Annotated in this window: 14 protein-coding genes; 9 read left to right on the top strand and 5 right to left on the bottom strand. The window is 71.6% G+C overall.

The genetic code is table 11. From position 1 onward, the window contains the following. Positions 1 to 351 precede the first annotated feature (351 nt). From ITX44_RS33790 to ITX44_RS33760, 7 genes are all read left to right on the top strand, one after another. Positions 352 to 1,668 carry an L-fuconate dehydratase gene (locus ITX44_RS33790; protein WP_205362522.1) on the top strand — a complete coding sequence of 439 codons (1,317 nt, stop codon included), beginning with the start codon at positions 352 to 354 and terminating at the stop codon, positions 1,666 to 1,668. After that, positions 1,665 to 2,471 carry an SDR family NAD(P)-dependent oxidoreductase gene (locus ITX44_RS33785; protein ID WP_205362521.1) on the top strand — a complete coding sequence of 269 codons (807 nt, stop codon included), beginning with the start codon at positions 1,665 to 1,667 and terminating at the stop codon, positions 2,469 to 2,471. Before ITX44_RS33790 ends, ITX44_RS33785 begins: the two co-directional genes overlap by 4 nt. 74 nt (positions 2,472 to 2,545) lie before the next feature. Further along, positions 2,546 to 3,583 (top strand): sugar ABC transporter substrate-binding protein, encoded by a 1,038-nt coding sequence (locus tag ITX44_RS33780; RefSeq protein WP_205362520.1) that lies wholly within the window; start codon positions 2,546 to 2,548, stop codon positions 3,581 to 3,583. Between the two features lie 42 nt (positions 3,584 to 3,625). Next, positions 3,626 to 5,317, top strand: a complete 1,692-nt coding sequence (locus ITX44_RS33775) for a sugar ABC transporter ATP-binding protein (RefSeq protein WP_205362519.1) — start codon at positions 3,626 to 3,628, stop codon at positions 5,315 to 5,317. Further along, complete coding sequence (locus ITX44_RS33770) at positions 5,310 to 6,347, top strand: ABC transporter permease (protein ID WP_205362518.1); 1,038 nt, start codon at positions 5,310 to 5,312, stop codon at positions 6,345 to 6,347. Before ITX44_RS33775 ends, ITX44_RS33770 begins: the two co-directional genes overlap by 8 nt. A 52-nt stretch (positions 6,348 to 6,399) precedes the next feature. Further along, positions 6,400 to 7,380, top strand: a complete 981-nt coding sequence (locus ITX44_RS33765; RefSeq protein ID WP_205362516.1) for an aldo/keto reductase — start codon at positions 6,400 to 6,402, stop codon at positions 7,378 to 7,380. Beyond that, positions 7,377 to 8,228 carry an amidohydrolase family protein gene (locus ITX44_RS33760; protein WP_205362514.1) on the top strand — a complete coding sequence of 284 codons (852 nt, stop codon included), beginning with the start codon at positions 7,377 to 7,379 and terminating at the stop codon, positions 8,226 to 8,228. The genes ITX44_RS33765 and ITX44_RS33760 overlap by 4 nt, the downstream gene beginning before the upstream one ends. Before the next feature lie 132 nt (positions 8,229 to 8,360). On the opposite strand, the gene ITX44_RS33755 is transcribed toward ITX44_RS33760, so the two are convergent. Then, positions 8,361 to 9,032 (bottom strand): FadR/GntR family transcriptional regulator, encoded by a 672-nt coding sequence (locus ITX44_RS33755; RefSeq protein WP_205362512.1) that lies wholly within the window; start codon positions 9,030 to 9,032, stop codon positions 8,361 to 8,363. A gap of 127 nt (positions 9,033 to 9,159) precedes the next feature. Here ITX44_RS33755 and ITX44_RS33750 point away from each other — a divergent pair, with 127 nt between their 5' ends. Further along, positions 9,160 to 9,978 carry a hypothetical protein gene (locus ITX44_RS33750; RefSeq protein WP_205362511.1) on the top strand — a complete coding sequence of 273 codons (819 nt, stop codon included), beginning with the start codon at positions 9,160 to 9,162 and terminating at the stop codon, positions 9,976 to 9,978. A 40-nt stretch (positions 9,979 to 10,018) separates the two neighbouring features. On the opposite strand, the gene ITX44_RS33745 is transcribed toward ITX44_RS33750, so the two are convergent. The 4 genes from ITX44_RS33745 to ITX44_RS33730 all read right to left on the bottom strand — a co-directional run bounded on the left by ITX44_RS33745 (position 10,019) and on the right by ITX44_RS33730 (position 14,998). Continuing rightward, positions 10,019 to 11,632 carry a glycerol-3-phosphate dehydrogenase/oxidase gene (locus ITX44_RS33745; protein ID WP_205362509.1) on the bottom strand — a complete coding sequence of 538 codons (1,614 nt, stop codon included), beginning with the start codon at positions 11,630 to 11,632 and terminating at the stop codon, positions 10,019 to 10,021. Positions 11,633 to 11,640: 8 nt separating this feature from the next. After that, entirely contained in the window at positions 11,641 to 13,215 is a 1,575-nt protein-coding gene (glpK, locus tag ITX44_RS33740; RefSeq protein WP_205362507.1) for a glycerol kinase GlpK, read from the bottom strand. Between the two features lie 61 nt (positions 13,216 to 13,276). Further along, the gene (locus ITX44_RS33735) at positions 13,277 to 14,062 is read right to left on the bottom strand and encodes an MIP/aquaporin family protein (protein WP_205362496.1); all 786 of its coding nucleotides are present in this window, start codon (positions 14,060 to 14,062) and stop codon (positions 13,277 to 13,279) included. A 171-nt stretch (positions 14,063 to 14,233) separates the two neighbouring features. Continuing rightward, positions 14,234 to 14,998, bottom strand: a complete 765-nt coding sequence (locus ITX44_RS33730) for an IclR family transcriptional regulator (protein ID WP_205362494.1) — start codon at positions 14,996 to 14,998, stop codon at positions 14,234 to 14,236. Positions 14,999 to 15,243: 245 nt separating this feature from the next. Between ITX44_RS33730 and metH the strand changes: the two genes are divergently transcribed. Further along, positions 15,244 to 18,762 (top strand): methionine synthase, encoded by a 3,519-nt coding sequence (metH, locus tag ITX44_RS33725; protein ID WP_205362492.1) that lies wholly within the window; start codon positions 15,244 to 15,246, stop codon positions 18,760 to 18,762. Positions 18,763 to 18,775: the final 13 nt, after the last annotated feature.

Below are 18,775 nucleotides of genomic sequence, written 5' to 3'. Positions count from 1 at the left end.
CTGTGCGTGCGGCACAAGCCTACGGCGTACCGCCCCCGCTGCCGCAGCCCAGGAGCGCCGCTCGGTGCAAGGGGCGGCGTCCGCGCGCCAAGGTCGCCGTACGGCTACGGCGGGGGAGTCCTGCCCGGTACGGCCCGTTCCGGCCACGGCGGGCCCAGGGCCGGCCGCACCCCCGCGAGCTGCGGCGATGCCTGTATCGCGGGTCCGCCGTATCGCTCGGTGGCGAGAAACCTACCGAGACATCCGATCTGTAACCCAGGAACTTCTGCCATCCCCTGGCCCGAAGGGGACGCCATGCGCTATACATCGGATCACCGAGAAAAGATCCGATGTCTCATGACGGGAGGGTGCATGAGTCCGACCATTACCGAGGTCGACGTGTACGACATCCGCTTTCCGACCTCGGAGCAGTTGGACGGCTCGGACGCCATGAACCCCGACCCCGACTACTCCGCCGCCTACGTCGTACTCCGCACGGACGCGCCCGACGGCCTGGCCGGATACGGACTGTGCTTCACCATCGGCCGCGGCAACGACGTGGTCGCGGGCGCCATCGCCGCGCTCCGACCCTATGTGGTCGGGCGTTCGGTGGACAGTGTCACGGGCGATCTCGGCGCGTTCTACCGGCTGCTGACCCACGACTCGCAGCTGCGCTGGCTCGGCCCGGAAAAGGGCGTGATGCACATGGCGGCCGGCGCGGTGGTCAACGCCGCCTGGGACCTGGCCGCCCGCCGGGCCGGACTGCCGGTGTGGGAACTGCTGGGGACCATGACGCCCGAGCAGATCGTCGACCTGGTCGACTTCCGCTACCTCAGCGACGCGCTCACCCGCGAGGAGGCGCTGGAGATCCTGCGCCGGGCCGAGCCCGGCCGGGCCGAGCGCGCCGCGCTGCTGCGCCAGCAGGGCTACCCCGCCTACACCACCGAACCGGGCTGGCTCGGCTACTCCGACGAGAAGCTGACCCGGCTGGCCAAGGAGGCGGTCGCGGCCGGCTTCCAGCAGATCAAGCTCAAGGTCGGCGCCGACCTCGAGGACGACCTGCGCCGCATGCGGCTGGCCCGCGAGGCGGTCGGCCCCGGCATCCGCATCGCGGTGGACGCCAACCAGCGGTGGGACGTCTCCGAGGCGGTCGCCTGGATGAAGGCGCTGGCGCCCTACGACCCCTACTGGATCGAGGAGCCCACCAGCCCCGACGACGTCCTCGCGCACGCCGCGGTACGGGCCGGCCAGCCGATCCGGGTCGCCACCGGCGAACACGTCGCCAACCGCGTGGTGTTCAAGCAGCTCCTGCAGGCCGGGGCGGTCGACTTCGTGCAGATCGACGCCGCCCGGGTCGCCGGGGTGAACGAGAACGTCGCCATCCTGCTGCTCGCCGCCAAGTTCGGGGTGCCGGTCTGCCCGCACGCCGGCGGCGTGGGCCTGTGCGAACTGGTCCAGCACCTGTCCATGTTCGACTACGTCGCGGTATCGGGCAGCTGGGACGACCGGATCATCGAGTACGTTCCCCACCTGCACGAGCACTTCACCGACCCGGTCGTGATGGAGAACGGCCGCTACCGCGCCCCCGAGGCGCCCGGCTTCTCCGCCCGTATCGAACCCGCGTCCCTCGCCGACTACCGCTACCCCGACGGACCGGTCTGGCTCGCCCGCAAGGAGCTCACCCGATGACTCACCCCGCCCCCGAGGAACCGCTCGCCCACGCCCAGGACTTCGCCGGCCTGACCGCCCTGGTCACCGGCGGCGCCTCCGGCATCGGCGCGGCCACCGCCGCCCTGCTGACCGCGCGCGGCGCCCGGGTCGCCGTACTGGACCGCGACGTGTCCGGCGCGCCCAAGGACACCGTCCAGGTCACCGCCGACGTGACCGACGACGCGCAGGTCCGGGCCGCCGTCGCCGACGCCGTGGCCGAACTCGGCGGCCTGCACATTCTGGTGAGCAACGCCGGGATCGGCGCCATCGGCACGGTGGCGGACAACCCGGACGAGGAGTGGCACCGGGTGCTGGACATCAACGTGCTCGGCATGGTCCGGGTCGCCCGGGCCGCGCTGCCGCACCTGCGGGATGCCGTCGCCGACCGGCCCGGCTGCGTCTCGATCACCAACACCTGCTCCATCGCGGCCACCGCCGGCCTGCCGCAACGGGCCCTGTACAGCGCGAGCAAGGGCGCCGTACTCTCCCTGACCCTGGCGATGGCCGCCGACCATGTCCGCGAAGGCGTCCGCGTCAACTGCGTCAATCCCGGAACCGCCGACACCCCCTGGGTCGGCCGACTGCTCGACCAGGCCGAGGACCCGGCCGCCGAGCGGGCCGCTCTGAACGCCCGCCAGCCCATGGGCCGGCTGGTCACCGCCGACGAGGTCGCCGCGGCCATCGCCTACCTGGCGAGCCCGGCCGCCGCGAGCGTCACCGGAACCGCGCTCGCCGTCGACGGCGGCATGCAGGGACTCCGCCTGCGTCCCGCCGCTTCCTGACCCGTTTTCGACCCGAGATCCATCTTTACAACAGAGCCGACATTCACCAGCACCCGGAAGGGCAGAACTCGACGATGAGACTGCGCACCACGACTGTGGCCGCATGCGCGGCGCTGCTCGCGGTCACCGCGCTCGCGGGCTGCAACAGAGGCAGTGACAGCAAGGCCGGTACCTCGGGCAAGGTCGGCATCGACCTGCCGCGCTCGGACAGCGACTTCTGGAACTCGTACAACAACTACATCGAGAAGGGCGTCAAGGACGGCGTCGTCTCCGCGCTGCCGCGCAGCAACTCGCAGAACGACATCGGCAAGCTCGTCGCCAATGTCCAGACCTTCGTCGACCAGGGTGCCAAGGCCATCGTGATGGCGCCGCAGGACACCGGCGCCATCGCCTCCACGCTGGACACCCTGGCGAACAAGAAGATACCGGTGATCAGCGTCGACACCCGCCCGGACAAGGGCAAGGTGTACATGGTGGTCCGCGCGGACAACAAGGCGTACGGCACGAAGGCCTGCGACTACCTGGGCCAGCAGCTCCAGGGCAAGGGCAAGGTCGTGGAGTTCGAGGGCGCGCTGGACTCCATCAACGGCCGGGACCGCTCCGAGGCGTTCGCCGCCTGCATGAAGAGCAAGTACCCGAACATCAAGGTGATCGCGCTGGCCACCGACTGGAAGGGCGACGTCGCCTCGGCCAAGCTGCAGACCACCCTGGCCTCCGACCCGGACATCAACGGCATCTACATGCAGGCCGGCGGTGTCTACCTGGAGCCCACCCTGGCGCTGCTCCAGCAGAAGCACCTGCTCAAGCCCCCGGGCACGCCGGGTCACATCACCATCATCTCCAACGACGGCATCCCGCAGGAGTTCAAGGCGATCAAGGCCGGCCAGATCGACGCCACCATCTCCCAGCCGGCCGACCTCTACGCCAAGTACGCGCTGTACTACGCCAAGGAGGCGCTGGCCGGGAAGACCTTCTCGCCCGGCCCGACCGACCACGGCTCCAACATCATCGCCATCCCCAACGGCCTGGAGGACCAGCTCCCCGCGCCGCTGGTGACCAAGGACAACGTCAACGACCCCAACCTGTGGGCCAACCAGCTCGGGAAGAGCTGATACACCGATGAGCACCGGGATCAACGACGGGGTGAGCGCCGCATGAGCACCGCGAACTCCGCAGCAGCGCCCGCGGTCCGCGCCGAGGGCATCGTCAAACGGTTCGGCCCCACGGTCGCCCTCAACGGGGTCGGCATCACGGTCGCGGCCGGCGACTCGCACGCCCTGGTGGGCCGCAACGGTGCCGGCAAGTCCACGCTGGTCTCGGTGCTGACCGGGCTGCACACCCCCGACGCCGGATCGGTGTTCTTCCAGGGCGAGCCGGCCCCCGCCCCGGGAGACACCGCCGCCTGGCAGACCAAGGTGGCGTGCGTCTACCAGAAGTCGATGGTGGTGCCCGAACTGACCGTCGCCGAGAACCTGTTCCTCAACCGCTTCGACAGCGGCAGAATCCGCTGGCCGAAGCTGCGCACCCGGGCCCGCGACCTGCTGGCCGAGTACGGGGTCGACGTCGACCCCGCGGCCCGGGCCGGCGACCTCAGCGTCGAGCAGGGCCAGTTCGTGGAGATCGCCCGGGCGCTGTCCTTCGGCGCCCGCTTCATCATCCTCGACGAGCCCACCGCCCAGCTCGACGCCGGCGGCATCGAGCGCCTGTTCACCAAGCTGCGCGAACTCCAGCAGCAGGGCGTGGCCTTCCTGTTCATCTCGCACCACCTCCAGGAGGTCTACGACCTCTGCACCACCGTCACCGTCTACCGCGACGCCCGCCACGTCCTCACCGCCCCGGTGGCCGAACTGGGCAAGGCCGAACTGGTGGAGGCGATGACCGGCGAGGCGGCGGGCCAGGAGGCCACGGCCTGGCACGCGAAGGGGGGTGCTCTGAAGGCGGCTGCCCCGACGGAGGGGGCCCCGAAGGGGCGCGAGGCTGCATTCGATATGCGGCTGGCGCCGCGTGAGCGCGAGCAACCGAGCACGGACCGCAAGGTCCGGAGAAAGCAGCAAGGGGCAGGCCGGACGGAAAGCTCCGACCCCCTGCTGACCGTCGAGGGCCTGGCCCTCGACAACGACTTCGACCCGATCGACTTCACGGTCCGCCCGGGCGAAGTGCTGGGCCTGGCCGGAGCCACTGCAAGTGGAAGCACGGCGCTGGGCGAGACTCTGGTCGGCCTGCGCAAGCCAAGTGCGGGTCGCACAAGCGTGGCGGGCCGCACCGTAAAACCCGGAAGCGTCCCCCACGCACTGGGGGCCGGCATCGGCTACGTGCCCGAGGACCGGCACCGCCAGGGCCTGGTGCTCGGCCGCAGCGTGGCGGAGAACGCCACGCTCACCGTGGCCGACCAGCTCGGCCCGTACGGCACCGTGCTGCCCTCGCGGACCAAGGCGTTCGCCCAGCGGATGATCACCTCGCTGGACATCAAGACCTCCGGTCCGGGCCAGCCGGTCTCCGACCTGTCCGGCGGCAACCAGCAGAAAGTGGTCATCGCGCGGGCCCTGGCCCGTGACCCGCGGGTGCTGGTGGCCATCCGGCCCACCGCGGGCGTGGACGTGAAGTCCAAGGACGCGCTGCTCGGCGTGGTCCGCTCGGTCGCCGACCGCGGCGACGCGGCGGTGATCGTCTCCGACGAGTTGGACGACCTGCGGGTCTGCGACCGGGTGATCGCCCTCTTCCACGGGCGCGTGATAGCCGAGTTCGGCAGTGGATGGACGGACCGGGACCTGGTCTCGGCAATGGAGGGGCTGCCCGCATCGGGGCGTGCCGAAGGCGGCGACAAGGGAGCCGAGAGCGATGAGTGACACCCGCCAGCTGACCGCCGACCTGCCCGCGCCGGACAAACCGCGGCCCACCGTGCCCCGGATCCAGCTCTCCCGCTACCGGGACCTGTCCCTGATCCCGGTGATCCTCGTCCTGGGCGTGATCGGCTTCATCGTCTCGCCGGTCTTCCTGACCTCGGACAACCTCATCGGCGTGCTCCAGCAGACCACCGAGCTGAGCCTGCTGGTGCTGGGCGAGGCGATGATCCTGATCACCGGCCGGATGGACCTGTCGCTGGAGTCCACCATCGGTGTGGCCCCGGTGATCGCCATGTGGCTGGTCATGCCCCGGCACGGCTCGGCCACCTTCCACGGCATCGGGCTGCTGCCCGGCTGGACCTCCATCCCGGTCTGCCTCGTGGTGGGCCTGGCCATCGGCGCCCTCAACGGCTTCCTGATCCTGAAACTGCGGGTCAACGGCTTCATCGCCACCCTGGGCATGCTGACCATGCTGCGCGGTCTGCAGGACGGCGTGGCGCAGGGCAAGTCCATCGTCGAGGTGCCGGCGTCCTTCTCCTACCTGGGCAAGGCGTCCTGGATCGGCGCGCCCGCCGCGGTGTGGATCTGCCTGCTGCTGTTCGCGATCGGCGGCCTGGCCCTGGGCTACCTGCGGCACGGCCGCGCGCTGTACGCCATCGGCGGCAACAGCGAGGCCGCCCGCGCGGCCGGCATCCGGGTGGACCGCATCACCTGGATCGTGCTGGCCGTGGGCAGCCTGCTCGCCGCCTTCGCCGGTGTGCTGTACGTCGGCCACTACGGCGCGATCTCCTCCACCCAGGGCGACGGCTGGATCTTCCAGGTCTTCGCCGCCACCGTGATCGGCGGGGTGAGCCTCAACGGCGGCCGCGGCACCCTCTTCGGTGCCCTGACCGGCGTGATCGCCCTCCAGCTCGTGGTCAACGTCACCACCCTCGGCGGCGTACCGCCGCTGTGGGACAAGTTCCTCTACGGTGCCATCATCATCGTCGCCCTGATCATCTCCCGCTTCGCCAGCGGCGAGAAACAGGACTGACGCCCGTACGGCATCCCGCACGACCGACCCGCGTACCAGGAGTCACCACCCCATGTCCGTACCGCCCCTGCCACGGCTCGGCCTCGGCTGCGCCCCTCTGGCCAACCTCTACCGTGCCGTCACCGACGAGGAGGCCGAGGCCACCGTGGCGGCGGCGTTCGACACCGGTGCCACGTACTTCGACACCGCGCCGCACTACGGGCTGGGCCTGTCCGAGGAGCGCCTCGGCCGGGCGCTGGCCGGCCGTGACCGGGCCTCGTACACCCTGTCCACCAAGGTCGGCCGCCGGCTGCGCGACCTGGCGCCGGGCGAGGCCGTGGACGGCCAGGGCTTCACCGACACTCCCGCCCGGGCCCGGGAGTGGGACTTCACCGCCGACGGCATCCGCGCCACCCTCGAGGGCTCCCTGGAGCGGCTCGGCGTGGACGCCGTCGACATCGTCTACCTGCACGACGTCGAGGACCACCTGCCGGAGGTGTACGACTCCGGCTTCCCGGCCCTGGCCGCGCTGCGCGACGAGGGCATGGTCAAGGCCATCGGCTTCGGCATGAACCTCAGCGACGTCCTGGCCCGCCTGGTGACCGACCTCGACGTCGACGTCGTGCTGTGCGCCGGCCGCTGGACCCTGCTGGAACGCACCGCGCTGGACGACCTGCTGCCCGCCTGCCGGCGGCGCGGCACCCAGGTCGTCGTCGGCGGCGTCTACAACTCCGGCCTGCTGGCCGACCCCAGGCCCGGCGCCCCGTACAACTACGCCGCCGCCCCGGCCGACCTGCTGCGCCGCGCCCAGGACATGGCCGCGGTCTGCGCCGAGTTCGGCGTCCCGCTGCGCGCCGCCGCCCTGCGCTACCCCTTCGCCCACCCGTCCGTGATCTCCGCCGTGGTCGGTGCCGCCGGCCCGGCGGAGGCCCGGGACAACGCGGAGATGTTCGCCCACCCGATACCGGACGACATGTGGACCGCCCTGGTGGAGCGCAAACTGCTGGACGAGGACGTGCCGCTGCCCACGGCGGCCGGGAACACCGGGGAGTGACGTTGCGCATCGACGCCCACCACCACCTGTGGGACCTGGACCGCCGCCCCCAGCCCTGGCTGGTAGGCGAGGCACTGGACCCGATCAACCGCACCTTCCGGCCGGCCGATCTGCTCCCGCTGCTCGACGAGCACGCCATCGACGCCACCGTCCTCGTCCAGTCCAGCTCCTCCCTGGACGAGACCCGCGAACTGCTCGCCATCGCCGGTGAGTCGGGCGGCCGCGTGGCCGGCGTCGTCGGCTGGGCCGACCTCACCGACCCCGCCCTCCCCGACGTCCTCGCCTCCCTGACCGGACCCCTCGTCGGCATCCGGCACCAGGTCCAGGACGAGCCCGACCCCGCGTTCCTGGACCGCGCGGACGTCCGCCGCGGCATCTCCGCGGTCGGCGCGGCAGGGCTCGTCTACGACCTCCTGGTCACCCCCCGCGAGCTCGCCTCCGCCCACGCCCTCGCCGCCGCGCTCCCCGAGGTGCTCTTCGTTCTCGACCACGGCGGCAAGCCGCCCATCGCCTCGGGCGCCCGCGAGCCCTGGGCCGGCCTCATCACGTCCCTTGCCGCTCTGCCCAACGTGACCTGCAAGCTTTCCGGATTGATCACCGAAGCGGATTGGGCGGCCTGGCGGCCGCAGGACGTCCTGCCCTACGCCCGCCACCTCCTTGACTCCTTCGGCCCCGAGCGGATTCTTTTCGGCTCGGACTGGCCCGTCTCCACCCTTGCCGGGGGGTACGGCGATGTCCTGGCTCTCGCCGAGGAAGCGGTTGCCGGCTTGTCGCCGGCTGAACGCGAGGCTGTCTTCGGCGTGACCGCCGCCCGCGTCTACAGGCTGCCTTCGGCCGACGTGGCCTGACCGTCCGGGCTGCCCCTTGCTGTTTGTTCCCGGACCTTCTGTCTGCTCGTGGCTTGTCGCGCAGTTCCCCGCGCCCCTGAAAAAGTGCGGCCACTCCATCGCCTGCGGAGTGGCCGCACTTTCCGGCGGACCCTAGAGCGTGGAGCGAAGCCATTGCTCGACGCTGGCGACGTGCACGATGGCCCAGGAACGAGCCGCCTCGGCGTCCCGATCACGGAGGGCCTGAAGAATCGCCCGGTGCTCCCGCAGCGTGCGGGAAACCGCGTCCTCCTGGGTGAGGCCGCGCCAGATACGGGCCCGGGTGGTGGGCCCGGACAACCCGTCGAGCAAGGAGCAGAGCACGGAATTGCCCGAGGCCTGGACGATCCCGCGGTGGAACTCCAGGTCGGCGGCGACCAGTTCCTCCACGGAGGGCTGCGCGCCGAGCGCGTTGAGCTTGCCGTCGAGGACGTCGAGGTCCTCCGGGGAGATCCGTACCGCGGCCATCGCGGTGGCGGCCGGCTCGAGGATCCGGCGCACCTGGAGGAATTCCAGCACCGTGTCGTCGCGGTGGAAGTCCACCACGAAGCTCAGCGCCTCCAGCAGCAACTGCGGATCGAGGCTGGTCACGTACGTGCCGTCGCCCTGCCGGACGTCGAGGATGCGGATCAGCGACAGCGCGCGTACGGCCTCCCGCAGCGAATTGCGGGACAGACCCAGCTCGGCCGCCAGCTCGCTCTCCTTCGGCAGCCGGTCGCCCGGCCGCAGCGCACCCGAGACGATCATTTCCTTGATCTTCTCGATGGCCTCGTCGGTGACCGCCATCAGCGCCCTCCCCTTTGTTGTCAGGTCGTGCCGGGCGCCCCAGCAGACCTCCGATGTCTTGCGTTCATTATGGGCCAGATCCTGCGCGCGGCCCAACACGGCCGCGGCAGGGCCGATACTGGGCGCCGTGATCCAGCACGAATTGATCGCCCGGACCCGCCGGGCGTGCCTCGCCGACGACCGTCTCGACGCCGCGCTGATGTACGGCTCGTTCGCCGCGGGGGAGGGCGACGCCCACAGCGACATCGAATTCTGGCTGTTCTTCGACCCCGCCCGGCACGCCGAGGTGGACCCGGTGCGCTGGTGCGAGCAGGTGGCGCCGGTCAACCTGGTGGTCCGCAACGAGTTCGGCACCCATGTGGCGTTCTTCCCCGGGCCGATACGCGGCGAGTTCCACTTCGCCACCACCGACGACATCCCCTCGGTCGGCGACTGGCCGGCCCGCGGCGCCGCCGTGGACGCGATGCTGGTCGTCGACCGGTCCGGGCGGCTCACCCCGGTACTGACCGCGGTGCCGGAGCGGCCGCCGCTCCCGGCCGACCCCGACGAGATCGAGGCGCTGTGCGGCCGGTTCGCCAACTGGCTGGTGCTGGCCCTGCACGTGGCCGCCCGCGGCGAGGAACTGCGCGCCCAGGACGCGCTGTCCCACGCCGCCCGCCACCTGCTGTGGCTGGCCCGCCTCGCCGAGGACAGCACCGTTCACTGGCTGACCCCGTCCCGCGCCGCGGAAGCGGAACTGCCCGCCCGTACGGCCGCGGCAACCGGCGTCGCTCCCTCCGCCGCGCTCTGGGCCCGCTCCCAGTGGGCCGAGGGCCGCGCCCGCTGGCAGGACCTGCTGGCCCGGATCGGACGGCCGGTGCCGGCCGCGCTGTTCGCCGAGATCGACGCCCTGGTCGCCGGGGCCGGCACCGCAGCCGAGGCCGGGGCCCGTACCCCGGCGCCCTAGGACATCGGATCAGGACATCGGATCAGGACATCGGACCGGCTCAGTCCCGCCGTTCGGCGAGCAGGTCGGCGGTGCGCTCGCGCACCTCGGACGTGTCCAGGCCGCGAATGGTCAGCGTGGTGCGGCGGCGCAGCACGTCGTCCACGTCGTACGCCCACTCGCGGTCCCGGGCGTAGACCACCTGGGCCCAGATCTCCGGGGCGTCGGGGTGGATGCGCGCCGCCAGTGCCGGGTCCTCATTCGCCAGCCGGGCGATGTCGAAGGCCAGTGAACCGTAGTGGGTGGCCAGGTGGCGGGCGGTGTCGGCGGACATCCGGGGGCCGGGCGTGCCGCTGTCCACCAGCAGCCGGTGCGCGACCGCCGGCGGGCTGGCGAAGCCGGGCAGGTGGGCGTGCCGGGGCAGCTGCCGGACCGGTTCCACGTCGTCGCCGAGCGGATGGCCGGGCAGCGCCTCCAGCTTGGCCAGCACGGTGCGGCCGATGTGCCGGAAGGTGGTCCACTTCCCGCCGGCCACCGACAGCATCCCGCCGCGTCCCTCGGTGACCACCGTCTCCCGCTTGGCCTTCGCGGTGTCGCCGGGCCCGCCGGGCAGCACCCGCAGTCCGGCGAAGGAGTACGTGATCAGGTCCCGGGTCAGCTGCTGGTCGCGGACCGACAGCGACGCCTCGTCCAGGATCTGCGCGATGTCGGCCTCGGTGACCGCCACCTGCGCCGGGTCGCCCTCGAACGCCTCGTCGGTGGTGCCCAGCAGCAGCATGTCCTCCCACGGCAGGGCGAAGGTGATGCGGTACTTGTCGATCGGGGTGGCCAGCGCCGCCCGCCACGGCGCGGTCCGGCGCAGCACCAGGTGGGCGCCCTTGGACAGCCGGATCGACGGCTCGGCCTTGGGGTCCTCCATCCGCCGCAGGTGGTCCACCCACGGCCCGGTGGCGTTGAGCACCAGCCGCGCGTCGATGCCGAACTCGGTGCCGTCGGTCCGGTCGCGCAGCTCCGCGCCGCTGACCCGGCCGCCGGTGAAGCGCAGCCCGGTGACCTCGGCGTGGTTGAGCACCGTGGCGCCGGCGTCCACCGCCGCCCGTACCGTCATCAGCGCCATCCGGGCGTCGTTCATCTGCCCGTCCTCGTACACCGCGACCGCGCGCAGGTTGTCGGTGCGCAGTTCCGGCACGTCCCGGGCGGCGCGGGACGGGCTGATCACGTGGCCGACGCCGTCGCGGAACGCGGACAGCGCGGAGTACGCGAACACGCCGGCGCCCAGCTTGGCCGCGCCGTGCGGGCCGCCCTTGTAGACCGGCAGGTAGAAGGTCAGCGGGTTGGCCAGGTGCGGCGCGACGTCCCGGGAGACGGCGCGCCGCTCGAAGTGGTTCTCGGCGACCAGCTTCACCGCGCCGGTCTGCAGGTAGCGCAGGCCGCCGTGGAGCAGCTTGGAGGAGGCCGAGGAGGTGGCGCCGGCGAAGTCGCCGGCCTCCACCATGGCCACCCGCAGCCCCGACTGAGCGGCGTGCCAGGCGGTCGTGATGCCGAGGATGCCGCCGCCGATCACCAGCAGGTCGTACGCGGCCCGCCCGAGCAGGTCGCGGGTCTCGGCCCGCCCTGGGTTGACGCCGGCGGTCGGATGCGTCCCGAGGGCCGGGACGGGCTGCGGGGTGGTCATGGTCTGCCTCAGTGCTCCTCTTCGATCCAGCCCATGGTCCGTTCCACGGCCTTGAGCCAGTTCTTGTATTCGCGGTCCCGGTCGGCCGCGTCCATCCGGGGGGTCCACTCCGCGGCCCGCTTCCAGTTCGCCCGCAGGGCGTCGGTGTCGGGCCAGAAGCCGACCGCGAGTCCGGCCGCGTAGGCCGCGCCCAGGCAGGTGGTCTCGGCGACCATCGGCCGCACCACGGGTGCGTCCAGGGCGTCGGCCAGGGTCTGCATGAGCAGGTTGTTGGAGGTCATGCCGCCGTCGACCTTGAGGGCGGTCAGTTCGACATCGGAGTCCTTGGTCATGGCGTCGGCGATCTCCCGGGTCTGCCAGGCGGTCGCCTCCAGCACCGCGCGGGCGATGTGCGCCTTGGTGACGTACCGGGTCAGGCCGGCGATCACCCCGCGCGCGTCGTCCCGCCAGTAGGGCGCGAACAGGCCGGAGAAGGCCGGTACGAAGTACGCGCCGCCGTTGTCCGCCACCGAGGAGGCCAGCGTCTCGATCTCGGCGGCGGTGCTGATCAGGCCCATCTGGTCGCGCATCCACTGCACCAGGGCGCCGGTCACGGCGATCGAGCCCTCCAGCGCGTACACCGGGGCCTCCTCGCCGATCCGGTAGCCGACGGTGGTGATCAGGCCGTTGTAGGAGTTGACCGGGGTACCGCCGGTGTTCATCAGCATGAAGGTGCCGGTGCCGTACGTGGACTTCGCCTCGCCCTCGGCGAAGCAGGTCTGCCCGAACAGGGCCGCCTGCTGGTCGCCGAGCGCGGAGGCCACCGGCACCCCGTCCAGGCCGCCGACGTTCGTGGTGCCGTACACCTCGGAGGAGGACCGGATCTGCGGCAGCACCGCGGCCGGCACCTCCATGGACGCCAGGATCTTGTGGTCCCACTCGAGAGTGTGCAGGTTCATCAGCAGGGTGCGGGAGGCGTTGGTGACGTCGGTGACGTGCACACCGCCGTTGACCCCGCCGGTGAGGTTCCAGATCACCCAGGAGTCCATGGTGCCGAACAGGATGTCGCCGGCCTCGGCGCGCTCGCGCAGCCCGGGGACGTTGTCCAGCAGCCAGCGGATCTTGGGCCCGGCGAAGTACGAGGCCAGCGGCAGGCCGGTCTCGCGGCGGAAGCGGTCCTGGCCGACGTTGCGGCCCAGCTCCCGGCACAGCGCGTCGGTGCGGGTGTCCTGCCAGACCAGCGCGTTGTGCACCGGCTCGCCGGTGTGCCGGTCCCACAGCAGGGTGGTCTCGCGCTGGTTGGTGATGCCGATCGCCTTGACGTCGGCGGGCGTGAAGCCGGGGATGTCCTGGGCGGCCTTGGCGATCGCGCCGGCCACCACCTCCTGGACGTTGGTCCAGATCTCGGCGGCGTCGTGCTCCACCCAGCCCGGCTTGGGGAAGATCTGCTCGTGCTCCTTCTGGTCCACGGCGACGATCCGGCCGTCGCGGTCGAAGACGATGCACCGGCTGGAGGTGGTGCCCTGGTCGATGGCGGCGATGAACGGGCCGCTGCCGTGCGAGCTGGTGCCGGTCGGGTCGGCGCTGGTCTGCGGGTCGGTCACGGTGTGCTCCTGACGGTCGGTGCGGTCGGTGCGGTGTGCGCGCGGCGGGTGTCCGCGGGGGTCACGTGAAGGCCAGCTTGTACAACCCGCCGGCGATGGCGGCGCCGACCAGCGGGCCGACCACCGGAATCCAGGCGTAGCTCCAGTCGGACCCGCCCTTGTTGGGCAGCGGCAGGAGGCTGTGCACGATGCGCGGACCGAGGTCGCGGAAGGGGTTGATGGCGTAGCCGGTCGGCCCGCCCAGCGACAGGCCGATGCCGACCACGATCAGCGCGGTGAGCAGGATGCCCAGGCCGTTGAGGGCCAGGCCCTGCGTCATGCCCTGGGTGAGGATGAACAGCACCAGCACCATGGTGCCGATGATCTCGGTCGCGAGGTTCTGCACCGGGTTGCGGATCTCCGGGCCGGTCGAGAACACGCCGAGAACGGGACCGCCGGGCGCCTTGCGCGCGGTGACCGGACCGGCCGGGTCGGCGGTGATGCCCGCGACCACCTCCGGGTCGGTCAGGTGGGCCTGGAACTGGCCGTAGTAGGCGAGCCAGACCAGGACGGCGCCGAGCATGGCGCCGACGAGCTGGCCGATCAGGTAGAAGGGCACGGTGTGCCAGACGCCGGTCTTGATGGCCACGCCGAGGGTGACGGCCGGATTGAGCTGGCCCCCCGAATAGCCGTTGGCGATGTAGGCGCCGCCGAGGACGGCGAAGCCCCAGCCGAACGCGATGGCGACCCAGCCCGCGTCCTTGGCCTTGGACCGCTTCAGGGTCACGGCGGCGACGACCCCGCCGCCGAGCAGGATGAGCACGGCGGTCCCGAAGATCTCGCCGATGACTATATGGCCGTTGGACACATTGACTCCTTTGTCTAAGCCCAGGTGGCGGCGACCGGCTCCCGTCCGTTGTTCGACATTGTCGACCGCAGGACGAGAGTCTGATACCCGAGGTCAGGTGGGTCAAGAGGGATGTGACGCAGGAGACCGCAGATGCGGGTTTCGATTCGGCCAAGGCGACCGCGAGGCGCCTCAGAAACGCCCCGCCCCCAGGTCCCGGGACACCGCCCGCGCGCAGTCCCGTACCGCCGCCACCAGCCGGGCCCGGATGCCGCTCTCGTCGCACACCCGCTCCACCGCGCCGGTGACCCCCACCGCGCCCACCGGCATCCGCCGCCGGTCGTACACCGGCGCCGCCACCGAGGCCACGCCGTCCCAGGTCTCCTCCAGGTCCGCGGCCCACCCGCGGGCCCGGGTCAGCTCCAGCACCTGTTCGAAGCCGGCCGGGTCGGTGACGGTGCGCGGGGTCAGCGCGGCCAGCTCGCCCTCGGCCACCTCGCTGTGCGCCACCGGGTCGAAGGCGGACAGCACCTTGCCCAGCGCGGTGCTGTGCAGCGGCTGCATGGCGCCGACCTCCAGCACCTGGCGGCTGTCGTCGGGGCGGAAGACGTGGTGCACGATCAGCACGCCCTGCTGGTGCAGCACGCCCAGATACGCCGCCTCGCCGCTGGACCGGGCCAGGTCGTCGGTCCACACCAGGGCCCGGGCGCGCAGTTCGTGGACGTCCAGGTAGCTGTTGCCCAGCCGGAGCAGTTCGGCGCCCAGCTGGTACTTGCCGGAGACCGGGTCCTGCTCGACGAAACCTTCCTGCTGGAGGGTGCGCAGGATGCCGTGCGTGGTGCCCTTGGCCAGGCCCAGCGAGGAGGCCACGTCGGACAGGCCCAGCCGGCGCTCGCCGCCGGCCAGCAGCCGGAGGATGGCCGCCGCACGTTCCAGCGACTGGATGGGACCTGGCATCGCACGCTCTCCAAGATGATCGGCACAAGGACGGCAGGGTCACCGTAACGGCGCACCCCGGTCGACATTGTCGACCCGCATCATCTCAGAGACGAGCCCGGCGCCACCCGTCCGCCCCTCGGAATGCCATCGAGACCCAGCGCTGTCGGCGGCTACGCTGGGTGGGTGCGTGTCCTGGCCCCGGGGCCCGGCTCCGGACGGGACGGCGCATAGCCGACAGCCGTCGCATCCCAGGGAGCACCCCTATGGCCTTGCCGTCCCCTTCCGCCTCCACCGCCGCCGCCAGTTCCGCGCGGGCCGCCGCACTCCGGGAGGCACTGGCCTCCCGGGTCGTCGTCGCCGACGGCGCCATGGGCACCATGCTCCAGGCACAGAACCCCACGCTGGACGACTTCCAGCAGCTCGAGGGGTGCAACGAGATCCTCAACGTGACCCGCCCGGACATCGTCCGCTCGGTCCACGAGGCCTATCTCGCGGTCGGCGTGGACTGCGTGGAGACCAACACCTTCGGCGCCAACCTCACCGCATTGGGTGAGTACGACGTCGCGGATCGCATCCACGAGCTGGCGCAGGCCGGCGCCCGCCTGGCCCGCGAGGTCGCCGACGGCTTCGCCGCCGACGGCCGCCCGCGCTGGGTGCTCGGCTCCATCGGCCCGGGCACCAAGCTGCCCACCCTCGGCCACACCACGTACCGGGCGCTGCGCGACGGGTACGAGGCGAACGCCGCCGGCCTCATCGCGGGCGGCGCCGACGCCCTGGTCGTGGAGACCACCCAGGACCTGCTGCAGACCAGGGCCGCGGTGATCGGCGCCCAGCGCGCGATGGCCGCTGCCGGCGTCAGCCTGCCGGTCATCTGCTCGGTCACCGTGGAGACCACCGGCACCATGCTGCTCGGCTCCGAGATCGGCGCCGCGCTCACCGCCCTGGAGCCGCTCGGCGTCGACATGATCGGCATGAACTGCGCCACCGGCCCGGCCGAGATGAGCGAGCACCTGCGCTACCTGGCCCGGCACGCGCGCACCGCGCTGTCCTGCATGCCGAACGCGGGCCTGCCGGTGCTGACCAAGGACGGCGCGCACTACCCGCTGACCCCCGAACAACTCGCCGACGCCCACCAGACCTTCACTCGCGAGTACGGGCTGGCGCTGGTCGGCGGCTGCTGCGGCACCACCCCCGAGCACCTGCGGCAGGTCGTGGAACGCGTCGGCGGCCAGGACGTCGTCCCGCGCGACCCGCGCCCCGAGCCGGGCGCGGCCTCGCTGTACCAGACCGTCCCGTTCCGCCAGGACACCTCGTACCTGGCCATCGGTGAGCGCACCAACGCCAACGGCTCCAAGAAGTTCCGCGAGGCCATGCTGGAGGGCCGCTGGGAGGACTGCGTGGAGCTGGCCCGCGAGCAGATCCGCGAGGGCGCCCACCTGCTGGACCTGTGCGTGGACTACGTGGGCCGGGACGGTGTCGCCGACATGGCCGAGATCGCCGGCCGGTTCGCCACCGCCTCCACCCTGCCGATCGTGCTGGACTCCACCGAGGTGGACGTGCTGCGGGCCGGCCTGGAGAAGCTCGGCGGCCGCGCGGTGCTCAACTCGGTCAACTACGAGGACGGCGACGGCCCCGAGTCCCGGTTCGCCAAGGTCACCCGGCTGGCCGCCGAGCACGGCGCCGCCCTGATCGCGCTGACCATCGACGAGGAGGGCCAGGCCCGCACCGCCGAGAAGAAGGTGGCCGTCGCCGAGCGGCTGATCGCCGACCTGACCGGCAACTGGGGCATCCGCGAGTCCGACATCCTCATCGACTGCCTGACCTTCACCATCTGCACCGGCCAGGAGGAGTCCCGCAAGGACGGCGTGGCCACCATCGAGGCCATCCGCGAACTCAAGCGCCGCCACCCGCAGGTGCAGACCACCCTCGGCCTGTCCAACATCTCCTTCGGCCTCAACCCTGCCGCCCGTACCGTGCTCAACTCGGTCTTCCTCGACGAGTGCGTCAAGGCCGGGCTGGATTCCGCGATCGTGCACGCCGCGAAGATCCTGCCGATCGCGCGGATCCCGGAGGAGCACCGCGAGACCGCCCTGGACCTGGTGTACGACCGGCGCCGCGAGGGCTACGACCCGCTGCAGCGGCTGATGGAGCTGTTCGAGGGCGTCGACACCAAGAGCATGAAGGCCGGCAAGGCCGAGGAACTGGCCGCGCTGCCGCTGGAGGAGCGCCTCAAGCGGCGGATCATCGACGGGGAGAAGAACGGCCTGACCGCCGACCTGGACGAGGCGCTGATCGAGCGGCCCGCCCTGGACATCGTCAACGACACCCTGCTGGACGGCATGAAGGTGGTCGGTGAGCTCTTCGGCTCCGGCCAGATGCAGCTCCCCTTCGTGCTCCAGTCCGCCGAGGTGATGAAGACCGCCGTCGCCCACCTCGAACCGCACATGGAGAAGAGCGACGAGGGCGGCGGCAAGGGCACCATCGTGCTGGCCACCGTCCGCGGCGACGTGCACGACATCGGCAAGAACCTGGTCGACATCATCCTGTCCAACAACGGCTACAACGTGGTCAACCTCGGCATCAAGCAGCCGGTCGCGGCCATCCTGGACGCCGCCGAGGAGCACCGGGCCGATGTGATCGGGATGTCCGGGCTGCTGGTGAAGTCCACCGTGGTGATGAAGGAGAACCTGGAGGAGCTGAACCAGCGGGGCCTGGCCGCGCGCTATCCGGTGATCCTCGGCGGCGCCGCCCTGACCCGGGCCTACGTCGAGCAGGACCTGCACGAGGTGTACACCGGCGAGGTCCGCTACGCCCGGGACGCCTTCGAGGGCCTGCGGCTGATGGACGCCCTGGTGGCCGTCAAGCGCGGGGTGCCCGGCGCCGCCCTGCCCGAGCTCAAGGCCCGCCGGGTGCCGCGCCGCGAACAGCCCGAGCCGGAGCCGGCGCCCACCGACGGCCCGGTGCGCTCCGACGTGGCCGTGGACAACCCGGTGCCCACTCCGCCGTTCTGGGGCAGCCGGGTGGTCAAGGGCATCCAGCTCGGCGACTACGCCTCCTGGCTGGACGAGGGAGCCCTCTTCAAGGGCCAGTGGGGCCTGAAGCAGTCCCGCGCGGACGCGCCCTCGTACGAGGAACTGGTCGAGACCGAGGGCCGGCCCCGGCTGCGCGGCCTGCTCACCCGGCTGCAGTCCGAGTCGCTGCTGGAGGCCGCCGTGGTCTACGGCTACTTCCCGTGCGTGTCCGAGGGCGACGACCTGGTGGTGCTGCACGAGGACGGCACCGAGCGCACCCGCTTCACCTTCCCCCGCCAGCGCCGCGGCCGCCGGCTGTGTCTGGCCGACTTCTTCCGGCCGGCCGATTCCGGCCAGAGGGATGTGGTCGGCTTCCAGGTGGTGACCGTCGGCGGCCGGATCTCCGAGGCCACCGGGGAACTGTTCGCCACCGACTCCTACCGCGACTACCTGGAACTGCACGGGCTGTCGGTACAGCTCGCCGAGGCGCTGGCCGAGTACTGGCACGCCCGGGTCCGGGCCGAGCTCGGCTTCTCCGGCGAGGACCCGCACGCGATGGCGGACATGTTCGCCGTCAAGTACCGCGGCGCCCGCTTCTCACTGGGCTACGGCGCCTGCCCCGACCTGGAGGACCGGGCCAAGATCGCCCAGCTCCTGGAGCCCGAGCGGATCGGGGTCAAGCTCTCCGAGGAGTTCCAGCTCCACCCGGAGCAGTCCACCGACGCCATCGTGATCCACCACCCGGAGGCGAAGTACTTCAACGCCCGTTGATCCGGCCGTAAGG

This window comes from Actinacidiphila acididurans (genome assembly GCF_016918855.1).
In the GTDB taxonomy this organism is placed as follows: Bacteria; Actinomycetota; Actinomycetes; order Streptomycetales; family Streptomycetaceae; genus Actinacidiphila; species Actinacidiphila acididurans.
The sequence above is the reverse complement of the archived record's forward strand: the minus strand, read 5'-3'. Positions and strand labels throughout refer to the sequence as shown.

What these genes read in the sequence shown, in the direction of transcription:
- ITX44_RS33790 (WP_205362522.1), top strand. Translation starts at nt 352, where the DNA reads ATGAGTCCGACCATTACCGAGGTCGACGTGTACGACATCCGCTTTCCG.
- ITX44_RS33785 (WP_205362521.1), top strand. Translation starts at nt 1,665, where the DNA reads ATGACTCACCCCGCCCCCGAGGAACCGCTCGCCCACGCCCAGGACTTC.
- ITX44_RS33780 (WP_205362520.1), top strand. Translation starts at nt 2,546, where the DNA reads ATGAGACTGCGCACCACGACTGTGGCCGCATGCGCGGCGCTGCTCGCG.
- ITX44_RS33775 (WP_205362519.1), top strand. Translation starts at nt 3,626, where the DNA reads ATGAGCACCGCGAACTCCGCAGCAGCGCCCGCGGTCCGCGCCGAGGGC.
- ITX44_RS33770 (WP_205362518.1), top strand. Translation starts at nt 5,310, where the DNA reads ATGAGTGACACCCGCCAGCTGACCGCCGACCTGCCCGCGCCGGACAAA.
- ITX44_RS33765 (WP_205362516.1), top strand. Translation starts at nt 6,400, where the DNA reads ATGTCCGTACCGCCCCTGCCACGGCTCGGCCTCGGCTGCGCCCCTCTG.
- ITX44_RS33755 (WP_205362512.1), bottom strand. Translation starts at nt 9,032, where the DNA reads ATGGCGGTCACCGACGAGGCCATCGAGAAGATCAAGGAAATGATCGTC.
- ITX44_RS33745 (WP_205362509.1), bottom strand. Translation starts at nt 11,632, where the DNA reads ATGACCACCCCGCAGCCCGTCCCGGCCCTCGGGACGCATCCGACCGCC.
- ITX44_RS33730 (WP_205362494.1), bottom strand. Translation starts at nt 14,998, where the DNA reads ATGCCAGGTCCCATCCAGTCGCTGGAACGTGCGGCGGCCATCCTCCGG.
- metH (WP_205362492.1), top strand. Translation starts at nt 15,244, where the DNA reads ATGGCCTTGCCGTCCCCTTCCGCCTCCACCGCCGCCGCCAGTTCCGCG.